Origin of the sequence: Streptomyces sp. NPDC058671, assembly GCF_042716475.1 — a bacterium.
In the GTDB taxonomy this organism is placed as follows: Bacteria; Actinomycetota; Actinomycetes; order Streptomycetales; family Streptomycetaceae; genus Streptomyces.
Map to the genome: position 1 here is coordinate 341,833 of NZ_JBHXSA010000003.1, position 15,225 is coordinate 357,057.

The 15,225-nt window shown below is 71.3% G+C and carries 14 protein-coding genes and 1 tRNA gene; 5 read left to right on the forward strand and 10 right to left on the reverse strand.

Going from position 1 to position 15,225, the window contains the following annotated elements; all coding sequences use genetic code 11:
- Positions 1-227 precede the first annotated feature (227 nt).
- Positions 228-2,309, reverse strand: coding sequence for a restriction endonuclease (locus tag ACFWV2_RS05975; protein ID WP_384402239.1), 2,082 nt, complete (start codon positions 2,307-2,309; stop codon positions 228-230).
- 238 nt (positions 2,310-2,547) lie between these two features.
- Positions 2,548-2,880 (reverse strand): hypothetical protein, encoded by a 333-nt coding sequence (locus ACFWV2_RS05980; RefSeq protein WP_384402242.1) that lies wholly within the window; start codon positions 2,878-2,880, stop codon positions 2,548-2,550.
- A gap of 403 nt (positions 2,881-3,283) precedes the next feature.
- On the opposite strand from ACFWV2_RS05980, the gene ACFWV2_RS05985 reads away from it, so the two are divergent.
- Positions 3,284-3,769 carry an SMI1/KNR4 family protein gene (locus ACFWV2_RS05985; RefSeq protein ID WP_384402245.1) on the forward strand — a complete coding sequence of 162 codons (486 nt, stop codon included), beginning with the start codon at positions 3,284-3,286 and terminating at the stop codon, positions 3,767-3,769.
- Positions 3,770-3,903: 134 nt separating this feature from the next.
- Here ACFWV2_RS05985 and ACFWV2_RS05990 read toward each other — a convergent pair whose 3' ends face one another.
- Positions 3,904-4,356: a hypothetical protein gene (locus tag ACFWV2_RS05990; protein ID WP_384402248.1), complete on the reverse strand. Its 453-nt coding sequence runs from the start codon at positions 4,354-4,356 to the stop codon at positions 3,904-3,906.
- Positions 4,357-4,507: 151 nt separating this feature from the next.
- Positions 4,508-4,584, reverse strand: a tRNA-Thr gene (locus tag ACFWV2_RS05995).
- A 182-nt stretch (positions 4,585-4,766) separates the two neighbouring features.
- On the opposite strand from ACFWV2_RS05995, the gene ACFWV2_RS06000 reads away from it, so the two are divergent.
- The 3 genes from ACFWV2_RS06000 to ACFWV2_RS06010 all read left to right on the forward strand — a co-directional run bounded on the left by ACFWV2_RS06000 (position 4,767) and on the right by ACFWV2_RS06010 (position 7,268).
- Positions 4,767-5,864, forward strand: a complete 1,098-nt coding sequence (locus ACFWV2_RS06000; RefSeq protein ID WP_384402250.1) for an ABC transporter ATP-binding protein — start codon at positions 4,767-4,769, stop codon at positions 5,862-5,864.
- Positions 5,865-6,084: 220 nt separating this feature from the next.
- A complete protein-coding gene (locus ACFWV2_RS06005; RefSeq protein WP_384402253.1) occupies positions 6,085-6,495 on the forward strand; it encodes a hypothetical protein in 411 nt (136 codons plus the stop codon).
- 53 nt (positions 6,496-6,548) lie between these two features.
- Positions 6,549-7,268, forward strand: a complete 720-nt coding sequence (locus tag ACFWV2_RS06010; protein ID WP_384402256.1) for an NDP-sugar synthase — start codon at positions 6,549-6,551, stop codon at positions 7,266-7,268.
- Positions 7,269-7,426: 158 nt separating this feature from the next.
- On the opposite strand, the gene ACFWV2_RS06015 is transcribed toward ACFWV2_RS06010, so the two are convergent.
- From ACFWV2_RS06015 to ACFWV2_RS06040, 6 genes are all read right to left on the reverse strand, one after another.
- Positions 7,427-9,031: a DoxX family membrane protein gene (locus ACFWV2_RS06015; protein WP_384402259.1), complete on the reverse strand. Its 1,605-nt coding sequence runs from the start codon at positions 9,029-9,031 to the stop codon at positions 7,427-7,429.
- Between the two features lie 116 nt (positions 9,032-9,147).
- Positions 9,148-10,104 (reverse strand): 23S rRNA (guanosine(2251)-2'-O)-methyltransferase RlmB, encoded by a 957-nt coding sequence (rlmB, locus tag ACFWV2_RS06020; RefSeq protein WP_384402263.1) that lies wholly within the window; start codon positions 10,102-10,104, stop codon positions 9,148-9,150.
- Positions 10,105-10,204: 100 nt separating this feature from the next.
- Complete coding sequence (gene cysS, locus ACFWV2_RS06025) at positions 10,205-11,605, reverse strand: cysteine--tRNA ligase (RefSeq protein WP_384402266.1); 1,401 nt, start codon at positions 11,603-11,605, stop codon at positions 10,205-10,207.
- 64 nt (positions 11,606-11,669) lie between these two features.
- Positions 11,670-12,212, reverse strand: coding sequence for a 2-C-methyl-D-erythritol 2,4-cyclodiphosphate synthase (ispF, locus tag ACFWV2_RS06030; RefSeq protein ID WP_384402269.1), 543 nt, complete (start codon positions 12,210-12,212; stop codon positions 11,670-11,672).
- Complete coding sequence (gene ispD, locus ACFWV2_RS06035) at positions 12,202-12,951, reverse strand: 2-C-methyl-D-erythritol 4-phosphate cytidylyltransferase (protein WP_384402272.1); 750 nt, start codon at positions 12,949-12,951, stop codon at positions 12,202-12,204. Before ispD ends, ispF begins: the two co-directional genes overlap by 11 nt.
- A 311-nt stretch (positions 12,952-13,262) precedes the next feature.
- A complete protein-coding gene (locus tag ACFWV2_RS06040) occupies positions 13,263-13,745 on the reverse strand; it encodes a CarD family transcriptional regulator (protein ID WP_003953493.1) in 483 nt (160 codons plus the stop codon).
- A gap of 740 nt (positions 13,746-14,485) precedes the next feature.
- On the opposite strand from ACFWV2_RS06040, the gene ACFWV2_RS06045 reads away from it, so the two are divergent.
- Positions 14,486-15,103, forward strand: a complete 618-nt coding sequence (locus tag ACFWV2_RS06045; RefSeq protein WP_384402275.1) for a DUF461 domain-containing protein — start codon at positions 14,486-14,488, stop codon at positions 15,101-15,103.
- Positions 15,104-15,225: the final 122 nt, after the last annotated feature.

Genomic DNA, 15,225 nt, shown 5'->3' on the forward strand with positions numbered 1-15,225 from the left:
CGCCGAGCGGGCGCTGAGGGGGCGGGGTCGCGAGGAGGCACGGATACGGGGGTGGGGCCCCCGCCCGCCGAACGGGCGCTGAGGGGGCGGGGCCGCGAGGAGGCACGGATACGGGGGTGGGGCCCCCGCCCGCCGAACGGGCGCTGAGGGGGCGGGGCCGCGGAGGGGCACGGATGCCTGGTGGGGGCCACCCCCGCCCGGCATCCCCCGCCCGCTCCCCGGGGCCCTCACTCCACCTGGATGCCGAAGTCCCCCACGAGCTCCCCGAGGCCGCCCCGGTATCCCTTCCCCCCGAGGACGAAGTCCCAGTCGCCGCCGGCGCGACGCCGGAACGAGCCGAGGACGAGTGCCGTCTCGCCGGGGCGCCCGTCGGAGACGACGAGCTGGTCGAGCTCGGCCCCGGAGTCGTCGCGGAGCCGGATGCCGGCATCGGTGAACCCCCCGAGGTCGGCCTCGGGGTTCACCTCGGGGTCGACGGCGGCCACGAGCACGAGCCGGTCGGCCCGCGTCGGCAGCGCGTCGAAGCCGACGCGTACGGCGGCCCGGTCGCCGGGCACGGCGGAGGTCATCGCGACCGAACCGTCAGGCGTTGAAGGGTTGTTGAAGAAGACGAACCACTCGTCGCCGAGGACCTGGTTGCCGGAGCAGACCAGCGCGCAGACGTCGAGCGCCGCCGAGCCGGCCCACACCATCCCGAGCAGATTGAAGTCGGCATCGGCCTCGACGGGCGCGTCCACGGCGGCGACGGCCGGGGCCCCGGGCCCCAACCGCCCCCGGAGCCCGTGCTGATGGAGCAGGTCGACGAGCTCGGTCCCGGCGATGAGGGTCAGGGGCTTGCCGTTGGCGAAGGTGTACGAGCCGGGGCCGAACTTCGAGGTGGTGACGAGCACACCCTTGTTCGCCCCGGCGCCCTGCACGGTCCCGTACAGATCACGTACGGCGGACGGGGGCACGGTGTTCCGGTACCGCTTCACCTGGACGACGATGGAACCGCCGCTGATGGGGTCGGGGTCGAGGGCCTCGACGTCCACCCCGCCGTCGTTGGAGCGGCGGGTGGTGACGGCCTGGAGCCCCCGGGCCCGGAAGAGCTGGGCCACGAGCCCCTCGAAGGCGATGGGGTCCATGGCGAGGAGGTCGGGTTCCTCACCGTCCCCCTGGACGACGACGTCCGGCCCGACCTGATCGGGGGTCAGCAGGGGAGGGACGGAGGCCCGCTCGTCGGGCTTGGTGGCCAGCCGCCCGCCGAGGGCGCCGGTCAGGCACTCCACGGCCGCGACGAACTCCAGGTTCAGGCGGTCGAAGACGTTCCGCTCGACGGCGACGGAGGCGACGCAGACCCTCCCGGCGAGCCCGGTGGCGGGATCGACCCCGCCGACGTACCCGTTGAGGACGACGGTCTCCAGGGCACCGAACCGGTCGGCGGCGAACAGCTCGCGCACGGCGAGAAGCACGCTCTGCGCGATCACGTCACGGTAGAGGGCGCGCCGCTGCGTGGCCGGCCTCGGCACCTCCTTCTCCTGGTCGGTGCCGGGCAGGTACTTCACGCCCTTGGCCTCGGGGACGACGTCGTACCCGGGCAGGTCCCAGTCCAGCACCAGCTTCCGGCCACCGCGCGCGTAGGCGGCGGACACCTCCCGGGGAAAGCCCTCGGGCCAGCCGGCGGAGGAGAAGAGCACGGCGGAGAAGAACTCCACGACGGTCTCGGCCTCACCGGCGCGCAACGCCGCCTCGGTCCCGGCGACACCACTGTTGTGCGCACGTATCTCGGCGAGCCGGGCGGCGGCCCAGGTCTCGTACTCCCGCCGGTACGCGGCGAGTTGCTCGACCCGCCGGGCCTCGGCGGCCTGCGCCGCGTACCAGTCCCGCTCGAACCGGGCGCGCGCGTCCCGCTCGGCCTGGGCCCGCCCGGAGGCGGTCCAGGCGCTCTCGGGCTGGTACGACCGCTGGTCGGGCATGGCGACGGGCTCCCCGAGGGGCCCCGACGAGAACGGCTCGACGGCCTCGTCCCGCCGCAGCGACCCCACGGAGAACGCGGGCGCCCGGCAGCCGGCGGCGAGCAGACCCTCCAGCAGGGCGACGCGCTCCTCCACCTCCCGGGTCCGCCGCAACGCGTCCGCGTCCCGCTGCTGCCGGTAGGCGGCCCGCTGCTCCCGCTGCATCCGGGCGACGTCCCGCTCGTACGCCCGCTGGGCCCGCTCGGCGTCCCGCTGCTGCCGCAGCACCGCCTGATGCTGCCCCTCCCGCTGCCGCTGCGCCACCCGCTGCTGCTCGGCCCATACGCCGATCAGCCCCCCGGACCGTCGCACCATCAGCCCCACCCCTCCCGCAGAACACCCCACACCACCGGCACACCCCGTAACGCCCAAGTGTCCCGGACAGGAGCGGCCCGGGACACAAGAACGCCGGAGCCGAGGCCGCGGCCCGACACCCCAGCCGACCGGCACGGCACGGAAAGGCTCTCGCTGCGCCTGGACACCGCCCGCGCAGGAACCAGGGCCGGGTCGGGGGCGTAGGCGGGGGGATGCCGTCGGGATCTCAAGCCACAGCTCATGCGGGCCGACGGGCGTCGAGGCCCAGGGGGTGGTGGGTGGTGGTGCCGCCGTCGTTGACACCGGTGAACGCTCTGAACAGGCTCTTCACAAGAGAGGGCGGGCCATCATGGGCCCGAGATGCGAGTTCGCTGGCTTGGTGCAGTGCGGCCATGTCGCCCGCTTCGTGTGTACCGCGCGTGACCACCCGCTCGGCTTCGTGCAGACCAACCCCCAGCGGGCGCAGCGCCTCCCAGACGGACCTGACCGCCGACAGTCGGCGGTCGCGCAGCACGTCGGCATCGACCTCTTGGCAGGTCCGTTCCTCCAGGTAGGCCCACCAGCCGCTCACCGGGCCACCAGCCGGGATTTCAGGGTGCGCGTCATAGGTTCGAACGTACGCCAGGACTCGGTGCCCGCCCCGGCCGCCCTCATGGTGGTGCCGTCGGATCTCGGGCTCTGGCTCTGGCTCATCTTCTGTGAAATCACCCGGGCCGGGCTCGTGCCCACGCCTCAAGCCTCCGGCCTGCCAGTTCTTTTCGGTCGCCAACCTCGGACGCCGGGGATCGGCTCGACTTCTCACCAGGTGAGCCAAAACCCGATCTCGCGTCGACAAAGCCAGACGGCAACCTGCAAGGGAAGACCCGGCAAGAGGGCGCTCTCTGTCGTAGGTGCCTGACAGGATCCGGACCGTGATAGCCATCGAAGATCTCGTTCCTCGCGTAGCTGCGAAGGCCAAGGCCACTTCTACGGCCTTGCCTTCCGCCGCCACCGCCGAGGAGGTTGCCGAGGCGGAGGCAGTTCTCGGCTTCGGCCTCCCGCCCCTGCTGGCGAGCCTGTACCGGGAGGTGGCCAACGGTGGCTACGGCCCCGATTACCAGCTTCTTCCGCTGGTCGGACCAGGGCGTACGGCGCTGAGCGAGTACCAGTCCGAACGATCCGCCTCGGCCGAGGACGAGGCACCGTACTGGCCGGCGGGCGTGCTGCCGATCCTCGACTGGGGCTGCGCCATGTACGCCGCGGTGGACTGCCTCAGCGAGACCGCCACGGTCCTCCTCTTCGACCCGAACGCCATGACGGACGACGGAGCCGCCGCCTGGTTCGTCGATGCCGGGAGTTTGGCCGAGTGGCTCGAAACCTGGCTCGCCGGAACAGGCTGGTACCGGGAAGACGCCGACGAGTACGAAGACGTCGCGGAGCCGACCCCGTGGGAGATGGCCGCCTCCCGGATCGGGGAGTGAACGAACCGCGGGATGGCCGTTGAGCTCACTCGGTGGAGCGGCTCCATAAGCGAAAGCGGCCTGGGGGCCGCCCAATTGTGGCCGGGTGCGCTGGATGCCTGTCCGGCCCGACCCATGTTCACCCCGGGGTCGAGTCAGTGGAACCAGACGACGAGACGCACGTTCTCCGCGCCGTGGACCTCGCTGAGGATGCGCATGACGCTCCAGACGCGACCCCAGTCAGTGTCGGTCCCTGCGGCCGACGCACGACTTCGTGTGCCGGAGGCGTCCGTCTCCTGCCAGTCGGTGGCGGACAGCTCGGCCCAGGTCACCCATGTCGTCCCGTACACGGAGTCGGTGCCGCCGCAGCCGGCGAACTCACGACGCAGCCCTTCAGACGCGTCATCCGGAAAGCCACGGTCCTCAGCAAGCGGACGGAAGCCGAAGGAGTTGCGGATCCCGAAGAGACAGGCCAAGCCGTCGTAGGCGTTGCCCCTGTTCAGCAGGAAGAGGTCGATGCCCGCTTCCCAGACGGTGTCCTCGTCGTCCGAACCCCACAGCCGGGCCCCCGGTCGGCACTCGATCATTCCGCTGACATCGGTCGACATGGCGTGATCCTGCCCCCAGGCCCAGGAGCCGGCACCCGCGTTTCGCCCCGCGCGCTCGCGGCCGTCCTCGGCCGATCGCAGCCGTTGATGTCACCCGTAGATGTCGAAGACCCCCAACCAAGATCGGTTGGGGGTCTTCGCTTGTCCTACCTGGAGCCCCCTGTCGGGTTCGAACCGACGACCCCCGCTTTACAAGAGCGGTGCTCTGGCCAGCTGAGCTAAGGAGGCAGCGAGTGCAGTGTATCCAACCTCGTCCGGGAGGCGGTCGGAAATCTCGCACGCTTCGGACTGCTGACAGATCCCGGTTCGCCAGGTAGCGTCGCCTGGAGTTCACCCTGGTGGACTAGACCTCCATCCTTCCTTTACTCGGATCGTCCGGCACGTTCCTGCCGGTGAAGGGACACATCACCATGGCTTCCGTCACTTTCGACAAGGCGACCCGGGTGTACCCCGGTGCCACCAAGCCCTCCGTCGACCAGCTCGACATCGAGATCGCCGACGGCGAGTTCCTCGTCCTCGTCGGGCCCTCCGGCTGTGGCAAGTCGACCTCCCTGCGCATGCTCGCGGGTCTCGAGGACGTCAACGCCGGCTCCATCCGCATCGGGGACCGCGACGTCACGCACCTGCCGCCCAAGGACCGGGACATCGCCATGGTGTTCCAGAACTACGCGCTGTACCCGCACATGAGCGTCGCCGACAACATGGGCTTCGCGCTCAAGATCGCCGGCGTCAACAAGGCCGAGATCCGCGCCAAGGTCGAAGAGGCCGCGAAGATCCTCGACCTCACCGAGTACCTGGACCGGAAGCCGAAGGCGCTCTCCGGCGGTCAGCGTCAGCGTGTCGCCATGGGCCGTGCCATCGTGCGTGAGCCGCAGGTCTTCCTCATGGACGAGCCGCTGTCGAACCTCGACGCCAAGCTCCGTGTCTCGACCCGTACGCAGATCGCCGGCCTCCAGCGCCGCCTGGGCATCACCACGGTCTACGTCACCCACGACCAGACCGAGGCCCTCACCATGGGCGACCGCGTCGCCGTCCTCAAGGACGGTCTGCTCCAGCAGGTCGACTCCCCGCGCAACATGTACGACAAGCCCGCCAACCTCTTCGTCGCCGGCTTCATCGGCTCCCCCGCCATGAACCTGATCGAGGTCCCGATCGTCGACGGCGGCGTGAAGTTCGGCAACAGCATCGTCCCCGTCTCCCGCGACGCGATCGCCGCGGCGTCCGCCAAGGGCGACACCACCGTCACCGTCGGCGTCCGCCCCGAGCACTTCGACGTGTCGGGCCCGACGAGCAAGGACGGCCTCGCCGTCATCGTCAACGTCGTCGAGGAGCTCGGCTCCGACGGCTTCGTGTACGGCTCCACCCGCGTCGACGGCGAGGACAAGGACCTGGTCGTCCGCGTCGGCGGCCGTGACGTCCCCGCCAAGGGCACCACGCTGCACGTCGTGCCGCGCGCCGCCGAGCTCCACGTCTTCTCGACCTCCACGGGTGCGCGCCTCAGCGACTGACCCGCACCCGGTCGGCTCGACCCCGACCTCTCCTCGGCCCCGCGTCTCTTGCAGATGCGGGGCTGTTGGTCTAAGTGGTGGTTTAACCCGTGAAACCCCGGCATTCAGGGCCCACACCCACCTCCCGCGTCAACACGGAATTCGAAAAGCCGCTTCGAACCATCCCCCGCAAGAGTGACTAAATGTCGCCATTTCACTACCTACCGCTACGCTCTCGTGCGTGACGCACACTGCCCGCCGAATCGGCCGCTCTCTCGCCCTCGTCCTGCCCGTCGTCCTGGTGCTCTCGGGAACGCTCGCGGTATCCGCCGTTCCGTGGGCCGGCCAGGACGCCGGTACCCAGCTCACGGCCTCCTCCTCGGAGGTCTCCGTCCCCGCCAAGTCCCGTGCCCCGCAGGACGTCCTGCGTGACCAGCTCCTCGCCGAGCTCCAGGAGAAGGATCCCGGCACGGCCCTCACCCACCTCCAGCGCGAGGTGGAGAACCGGCCCTCCCTCGCCAAGCACTGCATGTCCATCGCCCGCGCCCTGGGCCGCGCCGCCGTCGAGCAGTACGGCCCGCACCGCGCCCAGTCCTTCTCCCGGCCGGTCTGCGACACCTCGTACGCCACCGGCGTGATGCGCGCGAGCTGAGGCACCGTCGCGCGTCAGGCAGTCGGCCGTACGGGGCGCCTATCGTTCCCCGTATGCACAACACCTCTCCGACGCAGGCCGTGGTCCTGGCGGGCGGCCAGGGCTCACGGCTCCGCCCGTACACCGACGACCGCCCCAAGCCGATGGTCGAGATCCCGGGCACCGGGACCCCGATCATCGGCCATCAGCTTTCCTGGCTCGCCGCCGAGGGCGTGACCCACGCCGTCGTCTCCTGCGGCCATCTGGCCGAGGTGCTCCAGGAGTGGCTGGAGAGTGCCGACCTACCCCTCGAGGTGACCACGGTCGTCGAGACCGAACCCCTGGGCCGTGGTGGCGGCCTCAAGTACGCCGCCGCGCGTCTGCCCGCGCCGGACCAGCCCTGGTACGCCACCAACGGCGACATCTGGACCCGTTTCTCCCTGCGCGAGATGGCCGCCTTCCACGCGGAGCGCGACGCCCTCGCCACGCTCGCCCTGGCCCGCCCCCGCATCCCGTGGGGCGCCGTCGAGACCGACACGTTCGGGCACATCACCGACTTCGTCGAGTCGCCGCCGTCGCCGTTCCTCATCAACGCCGGCGTGTACGTCTTCTCCGCCGCCTTCACGGAGCTCCTCCCGGACCTGGGCGACCACGAGCGCACCACGTTCCCCCGGCTCGCCCGCGAGCGGCGCCTGGCGGGCTTCCCGCTGCCCCAGGGCGCGTACTGGAGGGCCATCGACACCGCCAAGGACCTCACCGAGGCCGCCAAGGAGCTCGCCGCGCAGCGGGGTTGAGGCCCACAGCGTCCAGGCCCGCCGGAGAGGCGGCGCCTCGTCCGTGCGGTACCAAGCACGCCGGAAGAGCGGCACCGCTCCGTGCGGTACCAGGCACGCCGGAAGAGCGGCACCGCTCCGTGCGGTGCCGCCCTTCCGTTGCTCGTCCGTACGGGCTGTCAGCCCAGCAGGCCACCGATCGGGTTCCTCGCGCCGCCCGTCGTCGAGCCGCTCTCCGACGGGGTCCCGGTCGAGCCGGTCGAGCCGGTCGAGCCGCCCGTGGTGCCGCCGCCGCCCGTCGTACCGCCGGTGGTGGTCGGGGTGTCGCTGGTGGTCGGCGGGGGCTCCGGCCTGGACCGCGTGGGCGTACGGCTGCTGCCGCCGCCGGTGCTGCCGCTGCCCTGCGTGGCGGTCGGGCGCTGCTCACGGGTCCGGGTGGACTCACGGGTCGGCTCGGTGGGCCGGGTCGCCTCCTGCGTCTCCTCGCGCTCCGCCGGGGCCTCGCCGGTCGCGGAGGGCTTCGGCTCGGTGGGCGCGGCCTTGGAGGGGGCGCGGCGCGTCGGCTCGGCGGGGAGCGGCTGGCCGGGGAGGTGGTTGATGGGGTCGTCGTTGGGACCCGGGACGGTGACCATCTCGGTGGAGCGGACGGCGCCGCCGAGGACGGAGCCGACGAGGAGGGTGAGGCCGACGACGACGGAGGCGACGAGGATGCTGCGGCGCATGACGCGGCGGCGGAGGTCCCAGAGGTCGGCGCGGGGGCCGAGGGTGCGCCAGGCCTCTCCGGCGAGGCGGCCGTCGAGGGAGTAGACGGGGGCTCCGGCGATGATCAGCGGGGACCAGGCGGCCAGGTAGATGATGTCGGCGGAGTCGTAGACCGGGACGGTCTTCCAGCTGACGGTCAGGAGCAGCGCGGCGGAGAGCAGGGCGCCGACGACGGCGGCGACGCGCTGCCAGAGGCCGAGGACGGTGAGGACGCCGACGACGACCTGGAGGAAGGCGACGGTGAGTCCGGCGCCGACGGGGTGCTGGAGGGCGAAGTCGCGGAGGGGTTCGGCGAGGGCCCAGGGGTGGAGGGAGTTGAGCCACTTCACCATGGAGCCGCGCTCGCCGCCGTCGAAGTACACGGGGTCGCAGAGCTTGCCCATGCCCGCGTAGATGGAGATGAAGCCGAGGAAGACGCGGAGCGGGAGGAGGACGACGCCGAGGTTCATCCGGCGGCCCGGGTAGTAGGCGTGCCGGACGCTGTCCTGCCCGTGGCGCTGCGCGGTCCGGCCCTGCGCGTCCTCGTCCTCGTACGCTCCGGGGCCCTCGGGCTCGGACCGGAGGTCGTACAGGTCGTCGTACGCGCCCTCGGCGCGGCGCATCGGCGGCAGCAGCGGTCCGGCGGCGGGGGGCACCACGGAGGTGGGCATGGTGTCGTCGATGCGCGGGACGGCCTGGGTGGCGCCCGCGTCGAGACCGGGGCGGCCCGGGTGGCCGATGCCCGGCTCCAGGGTGGAGACGGAGGACTCGCGGACGGCCTGGAGGAGGCCGGTGGCGCCCGGTGAGGACTTTCCGGTCCATACGACGGGACGACGGCGCGGTCCGCCCGCTCCGGCCGTGGCCCCGGACAGGGCGGGGGTACGGGCGCCGGCGCCGAACTTCGGCTGCGGAGCCGGCGCGAGCCGCACACGGAAGCTGGCGTGGTTCACGATCACCTGGGCGGGATCGGAATCCACCTTGACCATGCTCAGCGCGGGCTGATCGTCGAACCCCGGCCGGGGCGTTCTGGTGTCCACACTCATCTAACCGAGTGATCTGGGTTTAGGACACTGCCTTGACGGCTCGCAAATGTCCGAGACCCGTCAAGATCAACGCCACGGCCGGGGCCGGGTGGTGCGCGGGGTGTCACTCCCGGGTGTTACGCCATACGGCGGCGGGCCGCCTCGTAGAGGACGACGCCCGCGGCGACACCGGCGTTGAGCGACTCGGCGCCGCCCGGCATCGGGATGCGGACGAGGAAGTCGCAGGTCTCGCCGACGAGACGGGACAGACCCTTGCCCTCGGAGCCGACGACGATGACGACCGGGCCGCCCAGCTCCTCCAGCTCGTGCACGTCGCGGTCCCCGTCGGCGGCGAGGCCGACGACCGTGACGCCGGCCTTCTGGTACGCCTCCAGGCAGCGCGTCAGGTTGGTGGCGCGGGCGACCGGCGTACGGGCGGCGGTACCGGCCGAGGTCTTCCAGGCGCCGGCGGTCATCCCGGCGGCGCGGCGCTCGGGGACGACGACGCCGTGGCCGCCGAAGGCGGAGACGGAGCGGACGACCGCGCCGAGGTTGCGCGGGTCCGTGACGCCGTCGAGGGCGACGATCAGCGGGTCCTCGTGGTCGTCGAAGGCCGCCGCGGCGAGGTCCTCGGGGTGCGCGTACTCGTACGGCGGGACCTGGAGGACGAGGCCCTGGTGGTTGAGGCCGTTCGTCATGCGGTCGAGCTCGGGGCGCGGCGCCTCCATGATGTTGATGTTGCCGCGGCCTGTGGCGAGGTTCAGGGCCTCGCGCACGCGCTCGTCGTTGTCGATGAACTGCTGCACGTACAGCGTCGAGGCGGGCACGCCGTCGCGCAGGGCCTCGAAGACCGGGTTGCGGCCGACGACCATCTCGGACAGGCCCTTGCCGCCGCGGCGGGCGACGGGCTTGCGCTTGGCCGTGTTCCGGGCCATCGCGTTGGTGACGCGGAAGGCCTTGTGGCCCTTGCGGGCCTCGGCCTTGGGCGTCGGGCCCTTGCCTTCGAGGCCCTTGCGCCGCTGGCCACCGCTGCCGATCGTCGCACCCTTCTTGTTGGACGTGCGACGGTTCCTGCGCTGGCTGTTCCCGGCCATGACTACTCTCATCCTCGGTGTTGCGTACGGAGGCGTATGCGGCCCACGTACAAGGTCTGTAACTGAAGTGTGCCGCCCGGGGGTCCGAGCGGCACTTCTTCTAACGGTTGCCCAGCGTCCAGCGGGGGCCGTCGGGGCTGTCCTCGATGGCGAGGCCGGACTGGCCCAGTTGATCGCGGATCGCGTCCGCGGTCGCCCAGTCCTTGCGCTCGCGGGCCGACTCGCGCTGCTGGAGCACGAGCCGTACGAGGGTGTCGACGACGCCGTGGAGCTCTTCGCCGCCACCGGTCTCCTCGGCCCAGTGCGGGTCGAGAGGATCGAGGCCGAGGACGCCGAGCATGGCCCGGACCTCGGCGAGGCGGGCGATGGCCTCGTCCTTGTCGTCCGCGGCGAGGGCGCTGTTGCCCTGGCGGACGGTGGTGTGGATGATCGCGAGCGCGTGCGGCACGCCCAGGTCGTCGTCCATGGCCTCGGCGAAGGCCGGCGGCACCTCGGCGGCGGGGGCGACGGTCGTCCCCGCCTTCTCGGTGGCGCGCTGGACGAAGCCCTCGATACGGGCGAACGCCGACTCGGCCTCGCGCAGGGACTCCTCGCTGTACTCGATCATCGAGCGGTAGTGCGGGGTGCCCAGGTAGTAGCGGAGGACGATGGGCCGCCAGTTCTTCACCATCTCGGACACCAGCACGCTGTTGCCGAGCGACTTCGACATCTTCTCGCCGCTCATGGTGACCCAGGCGTTGTGCACCCAGTACGAGGCGAAGTCGTCGCCGAAGGCCTTGGCCTGGGCGATCTCGTTCTCGTGGTGCGGGAAGATCAGGTCGAGGCCGCCGCCGTGGATGTCGAAGGCGGAGCCCAGGTACTTGTGGGCCATGGCCGAGCACTCCAGGTGCCAGCCGGGGCGGCCGCGGCCCCACGGGGTCTCCCAGTCGGGCTCGCCCGGCTTGGTCGCCTTCCACATGGCGAAGTCGCGGGGGTCGCGCTTGCCCGTGATGCCGTCCTCGGAGGGCTGGCGGAGGTCGTCGATGTCCTGGTTGGACAGCTCCAGGTAGCCCGGGAAGGACCGCACGTCGAAGTAGACGCTGCCGTCGGCCTCGTAGGCGTGACCGCGCTCGATGAGGCCGCGCATCATCTCGATCATCTCGGGGACGTGCCCGGTGGCCCGGGGCTCGTACGTCGGCGGGAGGCAACCGAGCGCGTCGTAACCCGAGTTGAACGCCCGCTCGTTCTCGTAGCCGATGGACCACCAGGGGCGGCCCTGGTCCACGCCCTTGGTGATGATCTTGTCGTCGATGTCGGTGACGTTGCGGATGAACGTGACGTCGTAGCCGCGGTACGCGAACCAGCGGCGCATGATGTCGAAGTTCAGCCCCGACCGGATGTGACCGATGTGCGGGGCCGCCTGGACGGTGGCGCCACAGAGGTAGATCGAGACGCAGCCCGGCGTGAGCGGGGTGAAGTCACGGATCTGCCGGGCGCTGGTGTCGTACAGGCGAATAGTCACCACTCCAGGGTAGTGGGCGTGTGGTAGTGCCCCGATACCTGTCGCCCGTCTCCCACCACGTTTTTCACCGGCCCTGCCGCGATACGGGGTAGACGAGGGCGGTCGCGAGCGCCGCGAGGCCCTCGGCGCGACCCGTGAGCCCGAGGCCGTCCGTGGTGGTGCCGGAGACGGAGACCGGCGCTCCGGCCGCCTCGCTCAGCGCCTGCTGAGCCTCGTCGCGCCGCTTGCCGACCTTGGGGCGGACGCCGACGACCTGGACGGCGATGTTCCCGATCTCGTACCCCTCGGCGCGGACGATCCGGGCGGCCTCGGCGAGGAGGGTGACGCCGGAGGCGCCGGACCACTCGGGGCGCGAGGTGCCGAAGTGGGCGCCGAGGTCGCCGACGCCGGCGGCGGAGAAGAGCGCGTCGCAGGCGGCGTGGGCGGCGACGTCACCGTCGGAGTGCCCGGCGAGGCCGTACCCCTCGGAGTCCTCCCAGAGCAGGCCGGCGCACCACAGTTCGCGGCCCTTCTCGAAGGCGTGGACGTCGGTGCCGATGCCGGTACGGGGGATGACGGGCGGCGTGGGCGACGGCAGGGTCGGCGGCGTGGTCGGCTCAGAAGCCATCGTTGGCCCTCCTGCGGGCGAGTACGGCCTCGGCGAGCACGAGGTCGAGGGGGCGGGTCACCTTGAAGGCCTCTTCGTGGCCGGGGACGACGACGACGGGCGCGCCGAGCCGCTCGACCATGCCGGCGTCGTCGGTGGCGCCCTCACCCGCGAGGGCGACGGTGGCGTGGGCGTGGACCAGGGTGTCGTGGTCGAAGCCCTGCGGGGTCTGGACGGCGCGGAGCCGGGCCCGGACCGGGGTGGCGACGACCTGCTCGGGGTCGCCCGGCTTCTCGGCCGGTTCGACCTCCTTGACGGTGTCGGAGACGGGCAGCGCGGGGACGACGGCGACGGCCCCGTCCCGTACGGCCTCGATGACGGCGTCCACGGTGTCGACGGGGACGAGCGGGCGGGCCGCGTCGTGGACGAGGACGGTGGTGACGCCCTCGGGGAGCGCGTCGAGCCCGAGGCGTACGGACTCCTGACGGGTCTCACCGCCGGGCACGACGAGGTAGTCGGTCCGCTCGGGGAGGGCGTGGGCGTCGAGGAGGTTCTTGACCTCGGCGGCGCCCTCGGGGGGCGCGACCACGACGACGAGCGAGACCGCGCGGGAGGCGGCCATGGCACGGACGGCGTGGATGAGCATGGGGGTGCCGCTCAGCGTGCGCAGCGCCTTGGGGGCGCCCGGCCCGAGGCGTACGCCCCGGCCGGCCGCCGGGATCACCACGGCGGTACGAGAAGGACGCGCTTCGTCTGACATCGGTTGCACTCCGGCAGGTTTGTTTCCGCGGCCGACATGGGTATGGCCTCACCGTGCCGGACGCTCCGCCTTGACCGGGCCCTTTCCGTGACGACGGTCGAGGCGTGCCGCCCGAGCACTGGGGTTCGTACGGCACAGGGGGTGCGGGGTCTTCTTCGGCGGTGGGCAGGTGCTCCGCATACGGTGATGCCCGCATGCGTACGCGAACATGCCGCAGGGCCCGACGGCAGCACTGTGTGGATCACAGCACGCCAACGGGCACCGCGGCATCGCTTCACTTGGATACGCGCTCGAATGTCGTCAGAGCACGCTCAGGACGCGAGGACCTCGTCGAGGAGAGCCTCGGCCTTGTCCTCGTTCGTGTTCTCCGCGAGCGCCAGCTCGCTGACCAGGATCTGCCGCGCCTTGGCGAGCATGCGCTTCTCGCCTGCGGAGAGACCCCGCTCGCGCTCGCGCCGCCACAGGTCGCGGACCACTTCGGCGACCTTGATGACATCGCCGGAGGCGAGCTTCTCGAGGTTTGCCTTGTAGCGACGGGACCAGTTCGTCGGCTCTTCGGCGTACGGCGCGCGCAGCACCTCGAAGACCCGGTCCAGCCCGTCCTGACCGACAACGTCGCGAACACCGACGAACTCCGCATTGTCCGCCGGCACGCGAACCGTCAGGTCGCCCTGCGCGACCTTGAGCACCAAGTAGGTCTTGTCCACGCCTTTGATCTGGCGAGTTTCGATGGCCTCGATCAGCGCGGCCCCGTGATGGGGATAGACCACGGTGTCGCCAACCTTGAACGTCATGTGACAGGTACCCCTTCCGTGGCTATCCAGAGTAACACGGATTCAGCTTCTTCTGAATGGCGTTTTCGCAGGTCAGGGCATATCTCGGGGCTTGACAACGGCGACACGAACGTGCTGCGGAGGGCTTCCGGAAGGGGGTATTCGCAGGTCGGAGCGGCTGTGCGGACACAGAGAAACCCGCACGTTACACCTACCGGGAGCCCCACCAAGGAGGGCCGATGTCCCGATTTGTCGGGTTCAGAGTGGGCTTCTTCACCTACTCCGTTCGAGGATCGTCCACCCGTACGGATGCATCGCGGGGTGATTCCGTAATTGATCAGTCGACGCGGGTGCGGGATTTTCCGGAGGTGCGGCTCGGGGAATGCGGGGCCGCCGTCGAATTGATCAAGGCGGTTATGTGAACAACGGGTCAATGGGGCGTGATCCGGCCACACCGGCCGACTTCCGACGCGGGCGGGGCGGCCACCGGTCCGGCGCCCGGCCCGGCGTCCGGCCGGTGGCTGGCCCGGTGGCCGGCCGGTGGCCGGGGGCGTCGGCCGCTCCGCAGCGATGCCCTGGAGAGGGCCGAGGGCGGTTGGGGGCGGTTAGGGGCGGGTCGGGTGCGGGACGGAGAGTAGGGCTCGGTAACCTAAGCGCGCTGACGCACCTTTAGTCGGCTCTCAGCTCCACAGCCGGTCCGTCAGCTCGCCCGTAAGCCCTGTCCTCAAGCCTGTCCGTACGTCCTAGGAGATGCCGCCGCCGTGAGCCGCAGCCTTCGACGCGGCGCCCTCGCCGCCACCGCCATCGTGTTCTCCATCGCCACGCTCTCCGCCTGTGGGGCGGGCAACGACGCACAGACGCTCGGCGTCCGGCCGGACAACCCCGCCGTCACCGTGGACGACGTCAAGATCCAGAACGCGCTCGTGATCACCCAGCCCGAGGCGGGTGTCAAGGGCCCGGCCGTCGTCTCGGCCACCGTCTTCAACAACGGGGACGCGCCCCAGACCCTCGACGCCATCAGCCTCCCGGGCAGCAACGCCACGGTGAAGCTGAAGGCGGCCGAGGGCACCGGCCCGATCACCGTCCCGGCCGGCGGCTCCGTCGTGATCGGCGGCGCGGGCAACGCCACCGCCACCATCGAGAACGGTTCCGAGGCCGCCCGCAAGGGCGACGCCCAGAAGGTCGTCTTCAAGCTGAGCAAGACCGGCGACGTCGGCATGAACGCCTTCGTCGTCCCGGCGTCGAGCTACTTCAAGGACTTCGGCCCGTCCATCGTCCCGGCCCCGCCGGGCACCACGCCCAGCGCCTCCGCGACGCCCTCGGGCGAGGCGGAGCACGGCGCCGAGCACGGCGGCGAGTCCACGGGCTCCGGCCACTGACACAGCCAGGCACGTGTGAAGGGGCGCTCCCCGGCCGGGGAGCGCCCCTTCACACGTACACCGAGCCTTCCCGTCCCCTGGGGGCCGGGCGGGAGCCACGGCCGCTGAGGGCCGGGCGTGGT

Excerpts from the sequence above, each read along its gene's own strand:
- ACFWV2_RS05990 (WP_384402248.1), bottom strand. The coding sequence starts at position 4,356 with ATGTCGACCGATGTCAGCGGAATGATCGAGTGCCGACCGGGGGCCCGG.
- ACFWV2_RS05975 (WP_384402239.1), bottom strand. The coding sequence starts at position 2,309 with ATGGTGCGACGGTCCGGGGGGCTGATCGGCGTATGGGCCGAGCAGCAG.
- ACFWV2_RS06015 (WP_384402259.1), bottom strand. The coding sequence starts at position 9,031 with ATGAGTGTGGACACCAGAACGCCCCGGCCGGGGTTCGACGATCAGCCC.
- rlmB (WP_384402263.1), bottom strand. The coding sequence starts at position 10,104 with ATGGCCGGGAACAGCCAGCGCAGGAACCGTCGCACGTCCAACAAGAAG.
- ispF (WP_384402269.1), bottom strand. The coding sequence starts at position 12,212 with ATGGCTTCTGAGCCGACCACGCCGCCGACCCTGCCGTCGCCCACGCCG.
- ispD (WP_384402272.1), bottom strand. The coding sequence starts at position 12,951 with ATGTCAGACGAAGCGCGTCCTTCTCGTACCGCCGTGGTGATCCCGGCG.
- ACFWV2_RS06040 (WP_003953493.1), bottom strand. The coding sequence starts at position 13,745 with ATGACGTTCAAGGTTGGCGACACCGTGGTCTATCCCCATCACGGGGCC.
- ACFWV2_RS06000 (WP_384402250.1), top strand. The coding sequence starts at position 4,767 with ATGGCTTCCGTCACTTTCGACAAGGCGACCCGGGTGTACCCCGGTGCC.
- ACFWV2_RS06010 (WP_384402256.1), top strand. The coding sequence starts at position 6,549 with ATGCACAACACCTCTCCGACGCAGGCCGTGGTCCTGGCGGGCGGCCAG.